Consider the following 19,469-nt stretch of genomic DNA (forward strand, 5'->3'; position numbering starts at 1 on the left):
CGCGCCGGAGCACTGTGGAGTCATGGAAGTGCTCAAGGGTGTCACCGGCGCCGCCCTGCTGGTCGCGGCGGCCTACTCGCCACCGGCGCGGCAGTGGTACCTGAACCACGGCGCGACGCCCGAGGAGGCGGCCGCCACGCTGCCCGGGGACGAGCTGCTGGCGGAGCCGTCGCTGCAGACGACGCGGGCGATCACCGTCGAGGCGGCGCCCGAGTCGGTCTGGCCGTGGCTGGTGCAGATGGGCAGCGGGCGTGGTGGGGCCTACACGTACGACTGGATCGAGAACCTGTTCGGGCTGAACATGCACAGCGCGAACGAGATCCTCCCGGAGTTCCAGGATCTGGCGGCCGGTGACCTGCTGCCGATGGGCGAGGGGGCGCCGCCGATGCGGGTGGAGATCTGCGACGCGGCCCGGACCCTCGCTTTCCGGTCCACCGACGGGAACTGGATGTGGTCGTTCAACCTGCGGCGGCACTACCTGTGCACGCGGCTGCTGAGCCGCAACCGGATCCTCCTGCGTGACGCGTCGCGGATCCAGCGACTCGGATTCCGCGCGGTGATGGAACCCGGCAGCCTGATCATGGAGCGCCGGATGCTCCTCGGGATCAAGCGCCGGGCGGAGTCGCCGGTGACCGTCCGCTGAATCCGGACAGTCACCGGCTTCGACCGGCGCTCAACCCGCCAGGTGGCCCCAGCGGTCGGCCAGTTCGTCCCAGGTGCCCTGGTCCTCGGCCCGGCCGCCGATCAGCACGACCACCTTGTCCGCCTGGGCCAGCGCGGCCCGTTTGGACGTCGAGCCGACCACGGTCACCCCGTGCGACCGCAGCGCCCGCCACAGCTCCAGCTCCGTCGTCACGTCCAGTGCGGACGAGACGTCGTCGGCGATCAGCAGCTCGGTCCGCGGGGCGAGCGCCCGGGCCAGAGCCAGCCGCTGCAGCTGACCGCCCGAGAGCCGTGTCCCCTTGTGCCCGATCAGCAGCTGCAGACCGCCACCGGCCGTGGACAGGTCGTGCTCCAGCTGGGCCACCGACACCGCGTCCGCCGCGTCCACCTCGTGGCCGAGCTGGATGTTGTCGGCGACCGTCCCGGACAGCACCCGGGGCAGCTGAGCCACGTACCCGACCTGGTTCGGCCGCAGGAACATCTCCGGTTCGCGTACCGGCTCGTCGTTCCAGCGCAGTTCGCCGGTGTGGTGCACGATCCCGGCCAGAGCGCGGAGCAGGGACGACTTGCCGGAGCCGACCGGGCCGACGACCAGGACCAGTTGTCCTCGGTCGACGGTGAGGTCGATGTCCCGTACGCCCAAAGCTCCGTTCTCGTGCACCGCGCTGAAACCGGCCAACTCAAGCGTGCGCAGCGACTGCCTCGGCGCCGTAGGCGGCGCCGGAGCCGTGCCCTCGGAGAGATCCACTCCCGGGACCTCCGACGAGTACTCGGCGACACCGGTCATCGCCACCGTCCGCTTCGTCCACACCTTCGCCGACGGGTAGTGCGACACCAGCGACGCCGTGCACCACGCGAACCAGCGGGCCGACCCGAGGGTCGCCACCGCGATCAGCGTGGCCGCGGCGCTGAGAGTGCCCGACAGGTACATCCCCCAGGCCGCGATCGGCAGCAGGCCGCTGGCGATCGACGGTGTGGACCGCGCCCACACCTGGATGGCGATCTCCCGCCGCTGCAACTCGCTGCGCGTGGTGTCGAGCGCCGCCAGGTGCGTCAGCACCGGCTCGGTCGCGCCGGCCAGTTTCACCGTGCGCGCCGCCGACAGCGACGACACCAGCGACGTGGCGAACGCCGCCCGCGCCGCGACGGTCCGCCGAGCCGCCCGCTCCAGCCGCGGCCCGAACAGGGTCGCCGCCAGCCCGGACGCCAGCATCGCGCCGACGAAGAACAGCGCCGGCACCACCGACTGCGAGGCCGCCGTCATCGCGATCACGGTGACGATGGCGACGCAGTTGTCGATCAGGTTGTCGGCGAGCATCACCACGCGTTCGGTGTCGCCGCCCTGCGCGACCACCTCGGCCGGGGTGTACTTGCTGACCCGCCGCGGGCCGATCTGGCCGTGCACCAGCCGCAGGCTGATCCGCAGCATCTGCCGCACCCACCACTCCGGGAACCAGGCGCCGGTGTAGTACAGCGTCGGGATCAGCAGCAGCAGTGCGGCGGCGATGCCGGCCGCCGGGTACATCGGGTTGCCTGCGCCGTCGACGACGTCCGCCCAGAGCAGCGGCAGGATCGCCCCGTCCAGGCCGAACAGCACCAGGAGCAGGAACAGGCTCACCGCGCCCAGACCGTACCGCTTGTCGTTGGTGGCAAGCCGGGCGATCTCCCGCATGGTGCGGGTCCTGGGTGGCGCCGGCAGCGGCGGCGGTTCCACTGTGGGCAGCGGGTTCGCCAGCGCGTCCGGGCCGAGCTCGACCTGGACGGCGGTGTCCCAGTCGTGCTCCTCGACCAGCACCCCGCCGGACGACGCCGAAGCGACCGGCAGGTTCAGTTTGCTGCTGGCCATCAGCTCGGCGAACCGCTGCGACTCGCGCAGCGGGCCCGACTCGAGCAGCACGCCGTCGGCGAGCACGACGACCTCGTCGCACCGCTGCACCGAGGAGAGCCGGTGCGCCACGATCACGCCGATCCGGCCCTGGAGCAGCCGGTCGGTGGCGCGCTGCACCCACGACTCGGTCACCGGGTCCATCCGGGCGGTGGCCTCGTCGAGGATCACCACTTGCGGATCGCGTACCAGGATGCGGGCGAACGCCACCAGCTGTTCCTGCCCCGCGGAGAGCTTGTAGCCGCCCTCGCCGAGCTTGGTGTCGATGCCGTCCGGCAGCCCGGCCACCCACGCCGAGAGCCCCAGCTCCTCGACCGCCGTGGCGGCCTTGTGGAGCAGGTTCCCGTCGAAGAGCGCGATGTTCTCCGCCAGGGTGCCGGCCAGGATCTCGGTGCGCTGCGGGACGATCGCGGTCCACCGGCGCAGACCCTCCACGCCGATGTCGTTGATGTCGATCCCGCCGAGGAAGACGGCGCCGCGCGGCACGTCGACGGCACGCGTGAGGATCTTGGCCAGGGTGGACTTGCCGGATCCGGTCCGCCCGATCAGCGCATAGGACCGGCCACGTGCGAACGTGACGCTGACATCCCTCAGCGCCGGCGGCCTCTTCGACTCGGACTCGCCGTACCGGAAGGTCAGGTTGCGGACCTCCAGGTCACCGTTGACCGGCGGCACACCCTCGATCGGTTCCTGCGGCACGCTGCTGAGCATCTGCACACGGCTCCAGGCACCGAGCGCGTTCTGCAACTCGGGCACCTGCCGCGTGACGTGCTCCAGCGTGCCGCCGAATCCGAGCGCCAGGAGCCAGACCGCGGTGAGCCGGGCGCCGTCGATCTGTCCGGCCACGAGGGCGGCAGCGCCCCCGACAACCAAAACCGCGATCAGCGTACGGGTGATCGCGCCGGCGTTCATCGTGATCCGTGACGACGCGCGCCAGACTCTCCGGCCCCGCGCCAGCACCTCGGCGGCGCGGATCGCGTAGAGCCGCCGCACATAGGGCGCGGCCAGACTGGTGCGCACGTCGTCCTGCCCGTGCACGGCCTCCTCCATCACCGCGGCCAGGTCCGACCAGGCCTCCTCCTCCGCGATCCGGATGGGGGAGATCCGCTGGACCGGCTTGTTCATGGTGACGAAGAGCAGCAGACAGACCACGACCATGGCGATCGCGGCCGGCCACCACACCGCGAACGTGGTGACGATCGACAGCGTGGCGACGGCCAGCGACTGCACGAGCCGCACTCCACCGTTCCGCAACTCGGCGCCCACCTGGTAGACATCCGAGTCGATCCGGTCCAGCAGCTCACCGACCGGCGTGTTCTCCAGCGTCGGAATGTCCTGCCCGAACGCCACCCGGTTGAGCCGCCGCCGCGCCCGCGCCGCCCAGTCGGCGGTCAGGCTGGCCGCGACCAGACCGAGCACGAGGTCACTGAAGACCGCCGCCACCAGCGCGACGGCCAGCAGCACGAACAGCGGAACCGACCGGTCGACCAGCACCGGCCCGGCCAGCGCGAGCGATATCGCCGAACCGGACGCGCCTATGACAATCAAGAAAGCGACGAGAGCGGTGCGACTGCGGCTTGTGGCCCATAGGTCGCGGAGCAGGCGCATTGAACAGTCCTCTGGCCGGTGGGGTAAGGGGCGGTGCACCCATCCTGCGCGGAATTCGCAGGCCCGCTCAACCGGTTTATTTCGGACACTCGCCCCTGAGAGCACCGGACCGGGGAAACCCCCTACACCCCGCTTCCGACACGGGTGGAATACCGGAGGCGATCAATGGCACCGGAGGTTCACGCTGAAGGCCACACAGAAACCACACAGGAGCTGATCCCGATGCGAAGCCAGTTGCTCACCGCCCGCGCCGCCGCCCTCTTCGCCGGCGACCTCCCCACCGACTCAAACCCCAGCGCCCTGGCCGTCGACAACGCCATCACCATCGCCGTCCGCCGCTACGGCGGAACCCGAGGCTGCGTAGCCCGAATGGCCGCCGCCTACGGCGACTACCCCGAAACCGCCTGCCACCGCATGCGCTGGGCCCGCCGAGTCGTCGAAGCCGCCTACCAGCCCCACCCCGCCACCCAGGAACTAATCGCAGCCTGACCCCTCACGTCACCTCGCCGAACCCAGCCGGCGCCGCCTCCCGAACCCGCCCACGCCTCCCGAACCCGGGTCGCGCCTCACAAACCCCGCCCACGCCTCACGAACCGCGCCCACGCCTCACGAACGCGGCGCCTCCCGGTCCCGGCCGCGGGTCCCGGTCGCGGCGCCTCCCGGTCCCGGCCGCGGGTCCCGGTCGCGGCGCCTCCCGGTCCCGGCCGCGGGTCCCGGTCGCAGCGCCTCACGAACCCCGGTCCCGCCTCGCGAACCCCGGTCCCGCCTCGCGAACCCCGGTCGCACCTCACGAACCCGGCGCCTCCCGGTCGCGGCGCCTCGCCGAGCTAGCAGCCCCGACGGACCCAGCGCTCTCACTGGTCGAAGTCGACCACCACCTTCTCCGACGTCGCCGTCGCCTGGCAGGTCAGGATGAAGCCGGCGGCCAACTCCCCCGGCTCCAGCGCGAAGTTGCGCCTCATGACCGCCTCCCCGTCCACCAACCGCGCCCGGCACGTCCCGCACACCCCGCCCTTGCACGCGAACGGCAGATCAGGCCGCGACTTCTGCACCCCGTCGAGCAGCGCCACACCCTCTCCCACGGTCACCGTCGTAGAGCGGCCGTCCAGGATCACCGTCACCTCGCTGCTCGGGCCGGCCGGTCCCGACTCGTCCGCGCGGACCGGGGCGGGTGGTGCCTCGTCCACCCAGAACAGCTCGCGGTGGATCTGCTCCGGGGCGACCCCGGACTCGCCGAGCACCTCGGTCGCCGCCGTGACCATGCCGAACGGCCCGCACAGCCACCAGTGGTCCACCGCCGGCACGTCGATCAGCAGCGGCAGCAGGGTGCGCAGCCGGGCGGCGTCGAGGCGGCCGCTGAAAAGCTCGGTCTCGCGGGGTTCGCGGGAGAGGACGTGGACGAGTTCGAGCCGGTCGGGGTACCGGTCCTTCAGGTCGGCCAGCTCCTCGGCGAACATGACCGTGTCCGCCCGCCGGTTGCCGTAGAGCAGGCTCACCTGCGCACCGGACTCCTCCAGCAGCGACGTCACGATCGACAGCACCGGCGTGATCCCGGAGCCGGCCGCGATCAGCACGTGCCGCCCACCGCCGGCGATGTCGGGCGTGAACGTGCCCGACGGCGGCGCCACCTCGACGACGTCGCCGGGTCGCAGGTCCCGCACGATCCAGCTGGAGATCTGCCCGCCCGGCACCTCACGCACCCCGATCCGCGGCGCGGCCCCGGCCGGCGCGCAGATCGAGTAGGTCCGTCGCTCGTCAGCGCGGCGCACCGTCACCGACTGCCCGGGCCGGAACGCAAACGGCGAGGTCAGCTCGTCAGGCACCGCGAACGTGACCGCAACCGCGTCGTCACAGAGCCGGTCGACCGCCGCAACCCGCAGACCGTGAAACCCCGAACGCGCCACTCAGCACCCCTCCACCCGCACTGCCGAAAACCGCACCGCCGAAAACCGAACCGCCGCCACCTCAGATCTCCTTGACCCGCTCGAACGGCTCCCTGCACGCCGGGCATCGCCGCAACTCCCGGCAGGCGGTGGCTCCGAACGCCGTCAGCACCTCGGTCTCCCCGTGCCCACACCGGGGACACGCGACCGCCGGCGGGCGAACGCCGAGCGACAGCGGCACCGGCCCGGCCACGCGGCGTAGTGCCGGACCGGGCGGCGCGATGCCCGCGTCGGCGAGCTTGCGGCGGCCCGACTCGCTGATCCAGTCGGTGGTCCAGGCGGGCGCCAGCACCGTCCGCACAACCACCCGCCCATAACCCGCACCCACCAGAGCCGAGCGGATGTCAGCCCGGATCGCGTCCATGGCCGGGCACCCCGAGTAGGTCGGCGTGATGGTCACCGTCACCTCCTCACCGTCCTGCCGCACGTCGCGCACCACCCCCAGCTCGGCGAGGGTGAGCATCGGGAGTTCCGGATCGACGACCGACTCGACGACCGTGGCCGCGCCGTTCACCACACACCGCCCGGGTTGGCGCGGGCCACGCCCTGCATCTCGCTGAGGATCTCCGCCAGCGCCGGGGTGTGCTCACCCTTGCGACCGGAGGGCACGACGTCACCCACCACGAACACGTCGAGAGTCGCCGCACGCAGAACCTGCCCGAGCACCGAGTCGAACTCCTCGCGCAGCGTCCCCGGCTCCACGGCCGCCCCCTGCTCGGACAGCCTGCTCTCCACCTCGTCGGCGTGGAACAGCTCCCCGGCCAGCGGCCCGATCGCCGCCACCGCCGCCGCCATCCGCTCGTGGGAGACCTCGGTGCCGTCGCCGAGCCGCACCACCCACTGGGCCGCGTAGTCCCGGTGATAGGTCATCTCCTTGACGCCCTTGCCCGCGATCGCCGCCAGCATCGGGTCACGGGAGGCGGTCAACCTGTCGAAGGCCGCCAGCCGCCACGTGGAGAAGACCAGCAGACGGGCCACGAGGTGCGCGAAGTCGGCGTCCGCCCGCTCCGCCAGGCACACGTTGCGGAACTCGGCCGCCTCCCGGTGGAACGCGAGGTCGTCCTCGTCGCAGGCCGCGCTCTCCGCCTGGCACGCCCGTGTCAGCAGCAGCCGCGCCTGACCCAGCAGGTCCAGCCCGATGTTCGCCAGCGCGAGCTCGTCCTCCAGCTCCGGCGCGCGGGTGACCCACTCCTGCAGCCGATGCGACATGATCAGTGCGTCGTCGCCGAGCATCAGGCAATACGCCATCAGGTCGGCCGGATCCACCCCCGGCGGCACGTCGGTCGGCACGCCCGCGAGCGGGTCCGCGAACCCCGTCCCGTACGCCCACCGGGCGTCGTCGTCATGATCAGTGAGCGCCGAGTAGGCGTCGTCGAATGCCATCGTGACCCTCAGATGTGCGGAACCGAGTCGGGGATCGCGTAGTGCGTCGGATGCCGATAGACCTTGTCACCGCTCGGCTCGAAGAACGCCGGCTTCTCCGACGGGTCGGTGGCCGCGATGTGGTCCGACCGCACCACCCAGATGCTCACCCCTTCGTTGCGCCGGGTGTAGAGGTCCCGCGCGTGATGGATCGCCATCTCGTGGTCCGCGGCACGCAGCGACCCGACGTGCACGTGGTTGAGCCCGCGCTTGGCCCGCACGAACACCTCGAACAGCGGCCACTCGTGCCGGATCTCCTCGCTCATGCCGCCGCCCCCGCCTGCTCCGCTCGTTTCGCCGCGTGTGCCGCGGCCGCCTCGCGCACCCAGGCGCCGTCCTCGTCGGCCTGGCGGCGCCGCGCCAGCCGCTGCCTGTTCATCACGCCGTCGCCCGAGATCACCCGGCGCAGCTCGTCCCAGTCGGGGCTGCCGAAGTCGTAGTGGTCCCGCTCCGCGTTCCACCGCAGCTCCGGATCGGGCAGCGTCACGCCGAGCGCCTCGGCCTGCGGCACGCTCATGTCGACGAAGCGCTGCCGCAGCTCGTCGTTGGTGTGCCGCTTGATCTTCCAGGCCATCGACTGTGCCGTGTTCGGCGACGCGGCGTCGGGCGGGCCGAACATCATGAGCGACGGCCACCACCACCGGTTGACCGCGTCCTGGACCATCTCCCGCTGCGCCGGGGTGCCGGACATCATGGTCATCAGCAACTCGTAACCCTGCCGCTGGTGGAACGACTCCTCCTTGCAGATCCGGATCATGGCCCGCGCGTAGGGCCCGAAGGAGCTGCGGCAGAGCGGGACCTGGTTGCAGATCGCGGCGCCGTCGACCAGCCAGCCGATCACCCCGACGTCGGCGAACGACATCGTCGGATAGTTGAAGATCGACGAATACTTCTGGCGGCCCTCGATGAGCCGCCGCGTCAGGTCACCCCGGTCGGCGCCGAGCGTCTCCGCCGCCGAGTAGAGGTAGAGCCCGTGACCCGCCTCGTCCTGCACCTTGGCGAGCAGGATCGCCTTGCGCCGCAGCGTCGGCGCCCGTGTGATCCACTCCCCCTCCGGCTGCATCCCGATGATCTCGGAGTGGGCGTGCTGCGCGATCTGCCGGATCATCGTGCGGCGGTAACCGTCCGGCATCCAGTCGGCCGGCTCGATCCGCTGATCCCGCTCGATCGCCTCCTCGAAGGCCTGCTCGGCCGGGCCGGTGCCCGGCGACGGCGTTGTCATGCCGGCTCCACGTGACGACGGGACTGAAGGGTGAAGAACCGGCCTGCCACAAACCAGTCGTCGGTCAGCGCCGCGGTCGCCGCCGGGTTGGCGCCGGTGCCGTGCAGGTCGCTGAAGGCCGCGGTCTGGTTGACGAAGACGCCGCCGGTCAGGTTCTCCGAGAGGTGCACGCCGGCGTCGAGCGCCGCCTCGCGAGCGGCCTGCAGGACCTCGGGCGACGTGGAGTGCACGAGGGCACTCAGGGCGCCGTGTGCCCGCACGGTCTCGGTGAAGATCTCCAAGCTGTGCGCGGTGGAGTCGGTCGTGATCACGAACGAGATGGGACCGAACCACTCCCGGGTGTAGGTCTTCTCGTCGGCGGCGTCCAGCGAGGCGACCAGCGGCGTGCGGATCACGGCCGACGGGAACTGCTCGTCGGCCACGGAGGTGGACGGATGAACCGCGCTCGTGGACGAGGCAGCCTCGTTGAGGCGACCCAGAACGCCGTCGTTGACGATCGCACCCAGCGTCCCGGCCGCGCGCCGAGGGTCGCCGAGGAGCTTGTCGAGCGCCCCCGCCAGATCGGCGCCGAACTCGGAGGGGCTGCGGTGACCGGCGTCGGTCGAGATGCCGTCGCGGGGCACCAGGATGTTCTGCGGGGTGGTGCACATCTGCCCGCTGTAGAGCGAAAGCGAGAACGAGAGGTTGCGCAGCAGTCCCTTGTAGTCGGCGGTGGAGTCGACGACCACGGTGTTGAGGCCGGACTTCTCCGTGTAGACGACGGCCTGCCGCGCGTTGGCCTCCAGCCAGTCGCCGAACTCGCTCGACCCGGTGAAGTCGACGATCCGCACGTCCGGGTGGGTGGCCAGGGTGGCCGCGATGCCCTCGCCCGGCTCCTCGACGGCGAGGGTCACGACGTCCGGGTTGAGACCGGCCTCGGCCAGCACCTCGCGGCAGATCCGGACCGTGATGGCGAGCGGCAGGACCGCGCCCGGGTGCGGCTTGACGATCACCGGGTTGCCGGTGACCAGGCTGGCGAAGATGCCGGGATAGCTGTTCCACGTGGGGAAGGTGGTGCAGCCGATGACAACGGAGACGCCCCGGCCGACGACCGTCGCGTTCTTCTCCAGGTGCAGCGGGTCGGCGCCGCGCTGCGGCTTGGCCCACGTCGCGCGCGACGGGGTCCGGGTGGTGGCGGCCAGCGCATAGGCCACCGCCTCGAGCCCTCGGTCCTGCGCGTGGGTGCCACCCGCCTGGAACGCCATGACGAACGCCTGCCCGGTGGTGTGCTGCACCGCGTGCGCGATCTCGAAGCTGCTCGCGTTGATCCGCTTCAGGATCTCGGCGGCGACACCGGCACGGCCCTCCGGACCGACGGCACGCCAGCCCGGCGTGGCGGCGCGCGCCGCGGCGATCAGCGCGAGCGGGTCGGCGTGGGGATAGCTGACGCCCAGCTCCAGCCCGAAGGGCGAGCGCTCGCCGGCGACGCTGCCGGAGGCGCCGGGCACCTCGATCGGGAACGGCTTGCCGAGCAGGGCGGTGAAGGCACGCTCGCCGGCGGGCGCCGCATCCTCGCCGTAGACGGATTTGCTGGGCGACTCGGGATAGGCCGACCAGTAGTCCCGGGCGGCCGTCGCCTCGATCGCGCGCGCCAGCAGGTCGCGGTGTGCCTGATACAGCTCAGCGGGGTTGGACATCCTTCGCTCCGTTGCGACTAGGGCCGGTCGACCTCTCTTATTTACCGTCCGAGCGGTCGGTAAATCAACCCCGGGCCGTCAGGATGGCACGAGGAAGTAGATTTCCGACCATGCAGCCACGCCGCCGTGGGCGCCCCGGCCATGACCAGGATGCCGTGCTCGCCGCCGCGGTGCGGCTGTTCAACGCGCACGGGTACGACGCGACCAGCATGTTCGACATCGCCGAGTCGCTCGGCATCACCAAGTCGACCCTCTATCACCACGTCAGCAGCAAGGAACAGCTCCTCGGCATGGCCGTCGACCGAGCCCTGGACGGACTTTTCGCAGCAGCCAACGACATTTCCGGAAATAATGCGACACAACGCCTCGAAACCCTCATCCGAGCCAGCGTCCTGGTACTCGCCGAACGCCTCGAATTCGTCACCCTGCTCCTCAGGGTCCACGGCAACAGCGAGGTCGAACAGCACGCCCTCACCCGCCGCCGCGAATTCGACAGGATCGTCACCGACCTGGTGAAACAGGCTCAGAAGGAGGGCGGCGTCCGCGACGACGTCGACCCCGCCACCGCCGCCCGCCTCATCTTCGGCATGGTCAACTCACTGATCGAGTGGTACCGCCCCGATCGGGGCAATCCGGAGACCATCGCCGATACGGTGACAGCCCTGTCATTCCACGGCTTGAAGACAGCCTAACTGTCCGTGATCCGGCACCTTCCGAAAGTAACCGAGGCCTAGGGTTCGGCAAAAGCGGAGGGAGCTCACCATGCCGCGACTCGGTCACGGACGCCCCATCACCGAACAAGACGTCACCGCCGCACGAGACGAAGTCGGCAGGGCCTCCACCCGGGCCCGCCTAGGGTTCGCCTACACCCCGCCGACCCGGTCGCACCACTACGACCTGCTCTTCCCGACCCTGCAGGAGGACGAGGTCAACCTGCTGCCGACCTCCCGGGACACCCTGGTCAAGCTGAAGGCGCTGGGCGCGAGCATGGAGGACGCCGACCGCCCCGGCGAGGACAGCCCGATCCCGGCCGCGTACACGTACCTCGGGCAGTTCATCGACCACGACGTGACCCTCGAGGAGGGCTCGGCGACCACGGCCGAGCTGCTGAACCCGAACATGACACCGCTGCCGTTGCCGGAGATCCGCGACGCGCTGCGCAACCTGCGCACCGCCACGCTGGACCTGGACAGCGTCTACGGCCTGCCTGCGCCGCGCAACGGCGAGCGCCTGAGAGTCGGCCGGGTCGCCGACCTCGGCAACGAGCCGCCGCCGCTGGCCCGCCCGCCCGGCAAGGCCGACGAGAACGACGTACCCCGGGAACCCCCGAGCAACGACGTCGACCACGACCGCGCCGCCCTGATCGGCGATCCCCGCAACGACGAGAACCTGATCGTCTCGCAGCTGCACGTCGCCTTCCTGAAGGCGCACAACGAGCTGATCGACCGCGGCCTGTCGTTCGCGGCCGCCCGTCGCGCGCTGCGCCGCCACTACCAGCACATCGTGGTCTTCGACTTCCTCAAGCGCATCGCCGAGCCGGCCGTGGTCGACGACATCGTCAAGGACGGCAACCGCTGGTTCGACCCGCACGGCGACGCCTTCTACATGCCCCTCGAGTTCGCCGTCGCCGCGTACCGTTTCGGTCACTCGATGGTCCGCGGCACCTACGACTTCAACCTGAACTTCACCGACGCCACACTGGAGCAACTGTTCACCTTCACCGCGCTCAGCGGCGACCTGGGCGGCCTCGACACCCTCCCGGAGAACTGGATCATCCAGTGGGAGCGGATCACCGGCGACCGCGGCATGAAGGCTCGCCGCATCGACACGAACCTGGCCCGCTCGGGCGGCCGCGCGCTGTTCAACCTGCGCAAGAAGGACGGCACCGACGAGACGCCCCGCGACGCCGGCCGTCTCGCCGTACGCAATCTTCTCCGGGGTTATCGCCTGCGCATGCCCACCGGCCAGGCCGTCGCCGAACTGCTCGAGGTCCGCGTCCTCTCCAAGGACGACGTCCTCGCCGCCGCCGGCAGCCAGGCGCAACGCCGGGCTCTGCAGGCCGGTGACTTCCAGTCGCGCACCCCACTCTGGTACTACATCCTCGCCGAGTCGCAGCACGTCCACAAAGGCGCCCGCCTCGGCCCGGTCGGCAGCACGATCGTCGCCGAGGTCCTGATCGGCCTGGTCCGCCGCAGCGAGGACTCCATCCTCAAACTTCCGCACTGGCGCCCCACCCTGCCGTCCGCCAGACCGGGCACCTTCGAACTCACCGACCTGCTACGCCTCGCCGACGTCCTCCCCGGACGCCAGACTCCCCGCACCTACACCGTCCGCAACGGCGACACCCTCTTCAAGATCGCCCAGTCCCAACTCGGAAAGGGCGAACGCTGGCCCGAGATCTACCTGCTCAACCGCGCCCTCATCCGCAACCCCAGCAAGATCTTCCCCGGCCAGGTCTTCCTCCTCCCTCCCCAACAGCCCACCGGCCCCACCCCACGCCTCCACGTGGTCCGCCGCGGCGACACCCTCTTCGCCATAGCCCGCACCCTCCTCGGCGACGGCAACCGCTGGCCCGAGATCCACACCCTCAACCGCGACACAATCCCCAACCCGCGCCGCATCATTCCAGGACAAATCCTGGCAATCCCAGCAACTTAAATCAAACCGCAATATCGTACGCGCATTCGCGCTCTACCCCCTCCAGACCCGCGACCACCTGCCACCCCATTCCGCAGCGCGCCTCACGCGCCACGGACCAGCCCAGCGTGTGGATTTCGGCCCCCCTCCACACCCCAACTCCACACACCAAGCCCCGCCACGCCACGCCCCTCACCCCACATTGCGTGTGGAGTTCGGCCCCGCTCCGCACCCAAACTCCACACGCCACGCCACGCCACGCCCCTCACCCCACCCCACATTGCGTGTGGAGTTCGGCCCCCCTCCGCACCCCAACTCCACACGGAAGTCAGTGGGCGTCGTACAGCGGTGGCCGGGGGGAAGTCAGCCGGACCTCGACGCGCCGGCCTGTCGACAGCGCCTCCCGGGCCGCCGCCGAGACCGCCGACGCCGCGTAGCCGTCCCACGCGCTCGGCCCCGACGGCGGCGACCCCGACCGGACCGCCGAGACCCAGTCGCGCAGTTCGGCGTCGTAGGCGGGGCCGAACCGCAGACGCCAGTCCGCCGGGATCGGCCGCGTCAAGCCACCCTGACGGCGCAGCACCACCAGGCCCGGGTCGCCGAGGGCCGCCGTGCCGTTCTCGCCGAGGATCTCGCCGCGGATGTCGTAGCCGTAGCGGGCGTTCACGGAGATCTCGACGTCGACCAGGACACCCGTGGACAGCTCCAGGATCAGCAGCATCGGGTCGGGCAGGCCGCCGGCGTTGCCGCTCGCGCGGGGACACAGCACGCGGACCGCCACCACCTCGGCGCCGAACATCCAGCGGGACATGTCGACCTCGTGCACCGCGGTGTCGTTGATCATGTCGTCGGCCTGGTAGAAGGCGGGTACGCCGGCGTTGCGGTGCGCGCAGTGCATCATCAGCGGCGCCCCGATCACGCCGCGGTCAAGCGTGTCCTTGAGCGCCTGATACGCCGCGTCGTAGCGGCGCATGTAGCCGACCTGGACGAGCCGCGCGCCAAACCCCACCTCCGCCGAGACGATCCGCAGGCACGCCGAAGGGGACGTGGCCAGGGGTTTCTCGCAGAAGACCGGTTTGCCCGCCGCGATGGCCGCCAGGACGTACTCCTCGTGGGTGCCGCCCCACGAGCAGACCAGCACCGCCTCCACGCCCGGGTCCTCGATGAGCCGCTCGCCGGGCAGGACAGCGGCTCCAACCGTGGCGGCGACCTCGGACGCGACGGAGGAGTCGACGTCCGCCACCGCCACGACGGAGACCCCGGACAGGACCGTGGTGAGCCGCCGGATGTGGTCCCGGCCGATCATCCCGGTGCCGATGACGCCCACCCGCAGGCTCATGGCCGGTCCAGGTCCCGGGAGAGTTCGCGCAGCTCGTCGCCGCCGGCCATCTGTTCGGTGAGCTGTTCCAGGGTCACCGAACCGCGCTGGGCGTCCAGGACCGTGGCGCCTAGCTTGAGGATGACGAAGTGGTCGCCGACCAGGTACGCGTGATGCGGATTGTGCGTGATGAAGACGACCCCGAGTCCCGCGTCCCGTGCCGCCGCCACGTACTTCAGCACCACGCCGGACTGTTTGACGCCGAGCGCCGCCGTCGGCTCGTCCAGGATCAGCACCCGCGCGCCGAAGTAGACGGCCCGCGCGATCGCCACGCACTGCCGCTGACCGCCGGAGAGCGTACCGATGGGCTGGTTGATGTCGGCAACCGCGATGCCCATCTTGCGCAGCTCGGTGTCCGCGATCTCCCTCATCTCCCGGATCCGCATCCCCGCAAAAGACGAAGTCAGCTCCGAGCCGAGGAAGAAGTTGCGCCACACCTCCATGAGCGGCACCACGGCCAGGTCCTGATAGACCGTCGCGATGCCCAGGTCGAGCGCTTCCCGGGGCGAGCCGAACACAGTCTCCCGGTCGTCCACGAAGAACTGGCCGGAGGTGTGCGGATGCAATCCAGACATGATCTTGATGAGGGTGGACTTGCCGGCGCCGTTGTCGCCGAGGACGCAGGTCACCGAGCCGGCCGCGACGTCGAGGGAGATGTCGTGCAGGGCGCGGATCGGCCCGTAGTTCTTGCCGACACCCACCAACCGGATCACCGCGATCCCCACTTCCGGACGTAGAGGTTGACTCCGACTGCGAGCAGGAGCATCACGCCGAGGAAGGCGCGGAACCAGTTCGGATCCCAGCCCGCGTAGACGATGCCGAGGCTGGTCATGCCGAAGATGAAGGCGCCGACGGCCACCCCGATGGCGTTGCCGAAGCCGCCGGTCAGCAGGGTGCCGCCGACCACCGCGGCGATGATGTAGAGGAACTCGTTGCCGACACCGTTGCCCGCCTGCAGCGTGTTGAAGCGATAGAGCGTGTGCATGCCGACGAACCAGCCGAGGAACGACACAGATAAGAACAGAGCGATTTTCGTACGGACGACCGGCACACCCACGGCCCGCGCGCTCTCGGCCGCCCCGCCCACCGCGTAGATCCAGTTGCCCGCACGGGATCGCTGGAGTGTCCACGCCGCGATCCCCACGAACAGGATCCACCACAGCACCGTGATCCAGACGGTCGCAGCGCCCAGCGAGAAAGATGACGCAAAGACAGCCTGAAGTGCCGAAAATCCATCTATATCGGAAATGTTGGGCGACGACACGGACCCGGTGACCAGTTTCGTGATACCGAGGTTCGCGCCCTGCAGCACGAAGAACGTCCCGAGCGTGATCAGAAAGGACGGGATCCCGGTCCGCATCACGAGCCAGCCGTTGAGAAAGCCGATACTCAAGCAGACCAGGAGGGACAGCAGAGCGCCCACCCACAGGTTCACCCCGAAGTACCAGCAGAACAGCGAGTTGATCAGGCCCGCCGACGTCACGATCACACCCGCCGACAGGTCGAACTCCCCGCCGATCATCAGCAGCCCGACCGCCACCGCGACGATCCCGATCGTCGACGACTGGTAGAGGACCGTGAAGAACGAACCCGCCGACCGGAACGCCGGCGCCACCGCCAGGAAGAACACGAAGATGACGGCGGCCGCCACCAGCGCGCCCAGCTCCGGGCGCGCCAGCAGCCGTTTCGTACGGATCACCGGGTGTTCTTCTCGGTGAACGGCAGGATCTTGTCGATGTTCGAGCTGTCCACGAACGACGGGCCGGTCAGCACGGGACCGCCGCCACCGAGGTCGTTGCCGTTCTTGATGTACAGGTAGAGCGAGGTCACCGCCATGTAGCCCTGCGCGTACGGTTGCTGGTCGATGGCGAATTCGACCTTGCCGTCCTTGACGGCCTTGGCCATCTCCTGGTTGAGGTCGAACGTGACCAGCTTCGCCGCGCTGCCCGCCTGCTCCTTCGCCTGGATCGCGTCGAGCGCGACCGGCGCACCCAGCGTGACCACGTAATCAATCGTCTTGTCCTGCGACAGCTTGGCCTGCAGCGAGGACGTGACCGCCGCGTCGTCGGCACCGTTGACCTGCAGGTTCTCGGTTCCCGGAACCTTGCTGCGGACACCGTCGCAACGCGCTTCGAGGGCGACCGACCCCTGCTGGTGGATGACGCAGACCGGGTGCTTGGCACCGGCCGCGGCGATCCGCTCGCCGATGCTCTCGCCGGCCAGGGTCTCGTCGGAGCCGAAGTACATCAGCGCGCCGAGCTCCTTGTACTGCTCGATGCCGGCGTTGAGGCCGACCACCGGGATGCCCGCGCCGGTCGCCGCCTTCACCGCGCCGGCCAGCGCGTCCGGTGTGACCAGCGTGGTGGCGATGCCCTGCACCTTGGAGTCGACCGCGCCCTGGATCAGCACGGCCTGCTTGCCGGCGTCCGGGTCGTTGGAGTACTTCAGGTCCACCCCGGTGTCCGCCGCGGCCTGTTCGGCACCGGCACGCACCTTGTCCCAGAACGTGTCACCCGGCGTCTCGTGGGTGACGAACGCGATCGTGTAACCGGCGCCCTGAGACTCCTCCGGCTCCTCCCGGCCGCCTTCACTGCAGGCGGCCAGTGTCAGAACACCGGCCGCCAGGAGAACTACGAGACGACGTCCTCTCATGCGAACACTCCCAACGAGGTCAGATAGGTGTGGGTGCGCTGGGCGATCGGGAGCGGGACGTCGAACGGCACGGGGTACATGTCCTGCTCCACGACGACGTTCAGGTCGGTGCCGAGGTCGCTGAGAGCGCGCAGGATCGGCGGCAGCAACGGCTCGCCGGCCGGTGCGGCGACGCTCACGCCCATGGCGACCGCCTGGGCGAAGGCGAGATCCTCGGCGGCGGCGCGAGCCGCGAGGTCGGGGTCCATCTGCTTGAGATGCACATATCCCACGCGATCAGGGTATTTCCGAATGATCGACAGCGCATCCGCACGGCGATAGGCCAGGTGGCCGGTGTCCAGGCAGAGCGACACGTACGCCGGATCCGTCTCGTCCAGGAACGCCTCGACCTGCTCCTGGAACTCCACCTGGTAGTCCGCGTGCGGGTGGAAGTGGAACCGCAGGCCGTACTCCTCGGCGACCATCCGGCCCAGCTCGTTGCTGTTGGAGACGAGCGAGCGCCACTGCACCGGGCTGAGCCGGGAACCCTCCACATAGCCGCCGGTGGCGTCGTCGCGATAACCCGGCACCGGCACGAAGACGAGATCGGTGGCGCCGAGGGCGGCGGTCAGCGCGGCGACCCGGCGGGTCTCGGCGAGGACTCCGGGCAGGCGCCGGTGCGGTCCGCCCGCCCCGCCGACCGTGCCGCCGGCGCAGGTGAGACCGCGGGCGGCCAGTTCGTCGGCGAGGCGGGACGGGTCGGTGGGCAGGTAGCCGTACGGGCCGAGTTCGAGGCGGCGGAATCCGGCGGCGGCGAGTTCGTCGAGGAACCGGGGCCACGGGGTCTGGCGGGGGTCGTCGGCGTACCAGACGCCCCACGAGTCGGGGCAGCTGCCCAGGTGCAGCATCGCGGTCACCTGGCCGTCGGGAAGTGCAGCGAGGCGTCCGAGGCACCGGTCGACGGCCACCGCTGGGTGACGACCTTGCCACGGGTGTAGAAGTCCACGCCGTCTGGTCCGTAGATGTGGCTCTGCCCGAACAGCGAGTCCTTCCAGCCGCCGAACGAGTAGTACGCCATCGGCACCGGGATCGGCACGTTGACGCCGATCATGCCGACCCGTACGCCACGCTGGAACCGGCGGGCCGCCGCGCCACTGGACGTGAACACGGCGGTGCCGTTCCCGTACGGGTTGCTGTTGATCAGCGCGATGGCCTCGTCGACGTCACCGGCGCGGACCACCGACAGCACCGGGCCGAAGATCTCCTCGCGATACACGTCCATCTCCGGTGTCACGCCGTCGAGCACCGTCGGGCCGGTGAAGAAGCCTTCCTCGTACCCCGGGATCTTGAGATTGCGGCCGTCGGCCGCGACCCTCGCGCCCTGCCGCTCACCCACCGAGATCAGGTTCTCGATCCGGTCCCGGGCGGCCGCCGTGATCACCGGGCCCATCTCGCTGGCCGGGTCGTCGCCCGGGCCGACGCGGACCTCGGCGGCCCGCGACGCCACCTCCTCGACCAGCCGGTCACCCGCGCCGACCAGCACCGCCGCGGAGACTGCCATGCATCGCTCCCCCGCCGAGCCGAAAGCGGACGCGACGAGGTGCTCGGCGACAAAGTCAGGATCCGCGTCGGGCAGCACCACGGCATGGTTCTTGGCGCCGCCGAGCGCTTGGACCCGCTTACCCGATTTGACACCTTCAAAGTAGATATATCGCGCTATAGGGGTGGAACCCACGAACGAGACCGCCGCGATCCCCGGATGCTTCAAAATCGCATCGACCGCGTCATGATCCCCGTGGACCACGTTGAAGACGCCGTCCGGCAGACCGGCCTCACGCCACAGCGACGCCACGAAATTGGACACCGACGGATCGCGCTCGCTCGGCTTGAGCACGAAGGTGTTCCCGCAGGCGATCGCGATCGGGTGCATCCACATCGGCACCATGGCCGGGAAGTTGAACGGCGTGATCCCGGCGACCACACCGAGCGGCTCCCGGAAGCCGAAGACGTCCACGCCCGCCGACGCCTGGTCCGAATACGATCCCTTCAGCAGCTGCGGGATGCCGCACGCGAACTCGATCACCTCCAGCCCGCGCTGCACCTCCCCGGCCGCGTCCGACAGCACCTTCCCATGCTCATTCGAAACGATTTTTCCTATTTTTTCGGCGTTTCTGCTGACCAGCTCGCGGAAGGCGAACAACACCTTGGTCCGCCGGCTCAGCGACTCCTGACCCCACCCCTCGAAAGCCACCCGCGCGGCGCTGACGGCCGCGTCGACATCGGCCGCCCCGGCCAGCACGACCTCGTGCGCCACCTGCCCGGTCGCGGGCTGATAAACCGGCGCCCGCCGCGACGACACACCGGCGGTAACGGATCCGCCGATCCAGTGCTCGATCGTTCCCAT

17 protein-coding genes are annotated in these 19,469 nt (G+C 70.0%); 4 read left to right on the forward strand and 13 right to left on the reverse strand.

What is annotated here, in order from left to right:
• The first annotated feature begins 22 nt into the window (after positions 1-22).
• Positions 23-643: an SRPBCC family protein gene (locus AB0M02_RS38065; RefSeq protein ID WP_364236247.1), complete on the forward strand. Its 621-nt coding sequence runs from the start codon at positions 23-25 to the stop codon at positions 641-643.
• Positions 644-673: 30 nt separating this feature from the next.
• Here the strand turns inward: AB0M02_RS38065 and AB0M02_RS38070 are convergent, their stop codons facing one another.
• Positions 674-4,156, reverse strand: a complete 3,483-nt coding sequence (locus tag AB0M02_RS38070; protein ID WP_364236248.1) for an ABC transporter ATP-binding protein/permease — start codon at positions 4,154-4,156, stop codon at positions 674-676.
• A gap of 222 nt (positions 4,157-4,378) precedes the next feature.
• On the opposite strand from AB0M02_RS38070, the gene AB0M02_RS38075 reads away from it, so the two are divergent.
• Entirely contained in the window at positions 4,379-4,645 is a 267-nt protein-coding gene (locus AB0M02_RS38075; RefSeq protein WP_364236251.1) for a hypothetical protein, read from the forward strand.
• A 365-nt stretch (positions 4,646-5,010) separates the two neighbouring features.
• On the opposite strand, the gene paaE is transcribed toward AB0M02_RS38075, so the two are convergent.
• The 6 genes from paaE to paaN all read right to left on the reverse strand — a co-directional run bounded on the left by paaE (position 5,011) and on the right by paaN (position 10,419).
• The gene (gene paaE, locus AB0M02_RS38080) at positions 5,011-6,060 is read right to left on the reverse strand and encodes a 1,2-phenylacetyl-CoA epoxidase subunit PaaE (RefSeq protein WP_364236253.1); all 1,050 of its coding nucleotides are present in this window, start codon (positions 6,058-6,060) and stop codon (positions 5,011-5,013) included.
• A gap of 61 nt (positions 6,061-6,121) precedes the next feature.
• Positions 6,122-6,613, reverse strand: a complete 492-nt coding sequence (paaD, locus tag AB0M02_RS38085) for a 1,2-phenylacetyl-CoA epoxidase subunit PaaD (protein ID WP_364236256.1) — start codon at positions 6,611-6,613, stop codon at positions 6,122-6,124.
• On the reverse strand, positions 6,610-7,482 hold the full coding sequence (paaC, locus tag AB0M02_RS38090) for a 1,2-phenylacetyl-CoA epoxidase subunit PaaC (protein WP_364236258.1): 873 nt from the start codon (positions 7,480-7,482) through the stop codon (positions 6,610-6,612). Before paaC ends, paaD begins: the two co-directional genes overlap by 4 nt.
• An 8-nt stretch (positions 7,483-7,490) precedes the next feature.
• The gene (gene paaB / locus AB0M02_RS38095; RefSeq protein ID WP_364236260.1) at positions 7,491-7,787 is read right to left on the reverse strand and encodes a 1,2-phenylacetyl-CoA epoxidase subunit PaaB; all 297 of its coding nucleotides are present in this window, start codon (positions 7,785-7,787) and stop codon (positions 7,491-7,493) included.
• Positions 7,784-8,743: a 1,2-phenylacetyl-CoA epoxidase subunit PaaA gene (paaA, locus tag AB0M02_RS38100; protein WP_364236263.1), complete on the reverse strand. Its 960-nt coding sequence runs from the start codon at positions 8,741-8,743 to the stop codon at positions 7,784-7,786. The genes paaB and paaA overlap by 4 nt, the downstream gene beginning before the upstream one ends.
• Complete coding sequence (gene paaN / locus AB0M02_RS38105) at positions 8,740-10,419, reverse strand: phenylacetic acid degradation protein PaaN (RefSeq protein WP_364236265.1); 1,680 nt, start codon at positions 10,417-10,419, stop codon at positions 8,740-8,742. Before paaN ends, paaA begins: the two co-directional genes overlap by 4 nt.
• Positions 10,420-10,529: 110 nt before the next feature.
• Here paaN and AB0M02_RS38110 point away from each other — a divergent pair, with 110 nt between their 5' ends.
• Together AB0M02_RS38110 and AB0M02_RS38115 are read left to right on the forward strand one after the other, a co-directional pair.
• Positions 10,530-11,111, forward strand: a complete 582-nt coding sequence (locus tag AB0M02_RS38110) for a TetR/AcrR family transcriptional regulator (RefSeq protein WP_364236268.1) — start codon at positions 10,530-10,532, stop codon at positions 11,109-11,111.
• A 70-nt stretch (positions 11,112-11,181) separates the two neighbouring features.
• Positions 11,182-13,077, forward strand: coding sequence for a LysM peptidoglycan-binding domain-containing protein (locus AB0M02_RS38115; protein ID WP_364236269.1), 1,896 nt, complete (start codon positions 11,182-11,184; stop codon positions 13,075-13,077).
• 307 nt (positions 13,078-13,384) lie between these two features.
• On the opposite strand, the gene AB0M02_RS38120 is transcribed toward AB0M02_RS38115, so the two are convergent.
• The 6 genes from AB0M02_RS38120 to AB0M02_RS38145 are packed head-to-tail and all read right to left on the reverse strand — an operon-like array spanning position 13,385 to position 19,469.
• Positions 13,385-14,395, reverse strand: a complete 1,011-nt coding sequence (locus AB0M02_RS38120; protein ID WP_364236271.1) for a Gfo/Idh/MocA family oxidoreductase — start codon at positions 14,393-14,395, stop codon at positions 13,385-13,387.
• Positions 14,392-15,147 (reverse strand): ATP-binding cassette domain-containing protein, encoded by a 756-nt coding sequence (locus AB0M02_RS38125; protein WP_364236274.1) that lies wholly within the window; start codon positions 15,145-15,147, stop codon positions 14,392-14,394. The genes AB0M02_RS38120 and AB0M02_RS38125 overlap by 4 nt, the downstream gene beginning before the upstream one ends.
• Positions 15,144-16,133: an ABC transporter permease gene (locus AB0M02_RS38130; RefSeq protein WP_364236276.1), complete on the reverse strand. Its 990-nt coding sequence runs from the start codon at positions 16,131-16,133 to the stop codon at positions 15,144-15,146. The genes AB0M02_RS38125 and AB0M02_RS38130 overlap by 4 nt, the downstream gene beginning before the upstream one ends.
• On the reverse strand, positions 16,130-17,086 hold the full coding sequence (locus AB0M02_RS38135; protein ID WP_364236277.1) for a sugar ABC transporter substrate-binding protein: 957 nt from the start codon (positions 17,084-17,086) through the stop codon (positions 16,130-16,132). The genes AB0M02_RS38130 and AB0M02_RS38135 overlap by 4 nt, the downstream gene beginning before the upstream one ends.
• Positions 17,083-17,973, reverse strand: coding sequence for a TIM barrel protein (locus AB0M02_RS38140; protein ID WP_364236279.1), 891 nt, complete (start codon positions 17,971-17,973; stop codon positions 17,083-17,085). The genes AB0M02_RS38135 and AB0M02_RS38140 overlap by 4 nt, the downstream gene beginning before the upstream one ends.
• 5 nt (positions 17,974-17,978) lie before the next feature.
• Positions 17,979-19,469, reverse strand: coding sequence for a CoA-acylating methylmalonate-semialdehyde dehydrogenase (locus AB0M02_RS38145; RefSeq protein ID WP_364236281.1), 1,491 nt, complete (start codon positions 19,467-19,469; stop codon positions 17,979-17,981).

This window comes from Actinoplanes sp. NPDC051861 (assembly GCF_040681145.1).
Lineage (GTDB): Bacteria > Actinomycetota > Actinomycetes > Mycobacteriales > Micromonosporaceae > Actinoplanes.

Coding starts and splice junctions, on each gene's coding strand:
- AB0M02_RS38065 (WP_364236247.1), top strand. CDS start 23: ATGGAAGTGCTCAAGGGTGTCACCGGCGCCGCCCTGCTGGTCGCGGCG.
- AB0M02_RS38070 (WP_364236248.1), bottom strand. CDS start 4,156: ATGCGCCTGCTCCGCGACCTATGGGCCACAAGCCGCAGTCGCACCGCT.
- AB0M02_RS38075 (WP_364236251.1), top strand. CDS start 4,379: ATGCGAAGCCAGTTGCTCACCGCCCGCGCCGCCGCCCTCTTCGCCGGC.
- paaC (WP_364236258.1), bottom strand. CDS start 7,482: ATGGCATTCGACGACGCCTACTCGGCGCTCACTGATCATGACGACGAC.
- paaB (WP_364236260.1), bottom strand. CDS start 7,787: ATGAGCGAGGAGATCCGGCACGAGTGGCCGCTGTTCGAGGTGTTCGTG.
- paaA (WP_364236263.1), bottom strand. CDS start 8,743: ATGACAACGCCGTCGCCGGGCACCGGCCCGGCCGAGCAGGCCTTCGAG.
- paaN (WP_364236265.1), bottom strand. CDS start 10,419: ATGTCCAACCCCGCTGAGCTGTATCAGGCACACCGCGACCTGCTGGCG.
- AB0M02_RS38110 (WP_364236268.1), top strand. CDS start 10,530: ATGCAGCCACGCCGCCGTGGGCGCCCCGGCCATGACCAGGATGCCGTG.
- AB0M02_RS38115 (WP_364236269.1), top strand. CDS start 11,182: ATGCCGCGACTCGGTCACGGACGCCCCATCACCGAACAAGACGTCACC.
- AB0M02_RS38120 (WP_364236271.1), bottom strand. CDS start 14,395: ATGAGCCTGCGGGTGGGCGTCATCGGCACCGGGATGATCGGCCGGGAC.
- AB0M02_RS38135 (WP_364236277.1), bottom strand. CDS start 17,086: ATGAGAGGACGTCGTCTCGTAGTTCTCCTGGCGGCCGGTGTTCTGACA.
- AB0M02_RS38140 (WP_364236279.1), bottom strand. CDS start 17,973: ATGCTGCACCTGGGCAGCTGCCCCGACTCGTGGGGCGTCTGGTACGCC.
- AB0M02_RS38145 (WP_364236281.1), bottom strand. CDS start 19,469: ATGGGAACGATCGAGCACTGGATCGGCGGATCCGTTACCGCCGGTGTG.